The sequence below is a fragment of the Pyxidicoccus fallax genome (genome assembly GCF_012933655.1).
Lineage (GTDB): Bacteria > Myxococcota > Myxococcia > Myxococcales > Myxococcaceae > Myxococcus > Myxococcus fallax.
On record NZ_JABBJJ010000694.1, the window covers coordinates 1 to 1536 of the forward strand.

The 1536-nt window shown below is 64.5% G+C and carries 2 protein-coding genes; both read left to right on the plus strand.

The features are described from left to right. Positions 1-1090: bacteriophage T4 gp5 trimerization domain-containing protein (locus HG543_RS53565; RefSeq protein ID WP_439332628.1), on the plus strand; the 1090-nt coding region annotated here is incomplete at its 5' end. Between the two features lie 18 nt (positions 1091-1108). Then, the coding region (locus tag HG543_RS53570) for a hypothetical protein (RefSeq protein WP_211194814.1) at positions 1109-1536 on the plus strand (428 nt) is incomplete at its 3' end.

Consider the following 1536-nt stretch of genomic DNA (forward strand, 5'->3'; position numbering starts at 1 on the left):
GCGCAAGAGCGCCTCCAGCCTGGGCAGCAACGGCTTCAACGAGGTGCGGATTGAAGACGCGACGGGCGAGGAGGAAGTCTTCACGCACGCGCAGAAGGACGAGGACCTCCTCACCGAGAACGACAAGTCCCAGGAGGTCCGCGCCTTCGAGGACCTGCTGGTGAAGAAGGACCGCAAGCGCACGGTGGAGGGCAACCAGCAGCTGCGCGTCATCATGGATGACGTGAGCGTGGTGGAGGGCAACCAGACGCTGCTGGTGCAGAAGAACCGGGACACCCGGACGACGGGCAGCCACGACGAGGCGGTGGAGGGCAACCAGGCGATGACGGTGGGCAAGAACATCACCGTCGGTGTCACGCAGGGCGCGGTGGAGAGCGTGGGGGCGGCGAAGGCCACCACCATCGGTGGCGCCTACCTGGTCAACGTCGCCCTGGCGATGAACGAGGCCGTGGGCGGGCTCAAGTCCTCCGAGATTGGCGCCGCCTACACCGAGTTCGTCGTCGGCAGCCGGCAGGAGATGGTCGCCAAGGACAAGCAGGCCAAGGTGGGCACCGACTTCAAGAGTGAAATCAAGGGGCAGCTCACCGAGACGGTGGGCAAGGACTCCAAGACCGACTCCGGTGCCCGGTCCGAGCTCACCGTCAAGGAGGACACCGCGAAGCTGGCCAAGGAGTTCCAGCTCAAGGCCGACACGTTCAACCTCGTGGTGAACGAAAAGCTCATCCTCAGCATCGAGAAGTCCGGCAACGTGAAGCTCTTCGCCAACAAGCTCTCGATGGAGGGCACGGACATCAAGTTCAAGGGCGCCAAGGTGAAGATGGAGGCCGCCGGCTCGCTGAAGGGCAAGTCCGTGAAGACGAAGGACATCGACGCCCTCACCGACGCGGAGCTGAAGAAGTCGGTGGCCGCCAGCTTCAACTTCCCCAATGGCAACTCGCTCGAGGGGCAGTCCTTCGAGGTCAAGCTGGCCGACGGCTCGACGAAGAAGGGGAAGATGGGCGGAGGCATGGGCAGCGTGGCGGAAGCCAAGCCGGGCGCGGCGGAGATGTCCCTGCCGGACCTGGTCAAGGACCTCGAGAGCGCGGGCTGATGGCCCGGGAGAACCCAGATGTCTGACGACAACAATCTCGAGGTCCAGTGGCCCGACCTCTTCCAGAGCATCAAGGGCCTGCAGCAGGGCGCCAAGAACAAGATTTCCGTCAAGACGGAGAACATCCCCATCATCTTCGTGCCCGGCATCATGGGCACCCGGCTGAAGAACGAGCAGGGCGAGAAGGTGTGGGACCCGGACGCCAAGGGCTTCATGCTCTGGAACTACGGGCTCGTCACGACGGGCCCGGCCGACAAGAAGAAGATGCTCGTCGGCGACCAGTTCAAGGAGACCTTCCTCGAGCCCTACGAGGACGACGCGGAGCACAACGAGGACTTCTCGCTGGCCCAGTACGACAACGCCGCCGAGCGGGGCTGGGGCAGCCTGTCCTGGAGCAGCTACGGCAGCATCCTCACCGCGCTCCACGAGCGGGGGAAGTCTCCGGG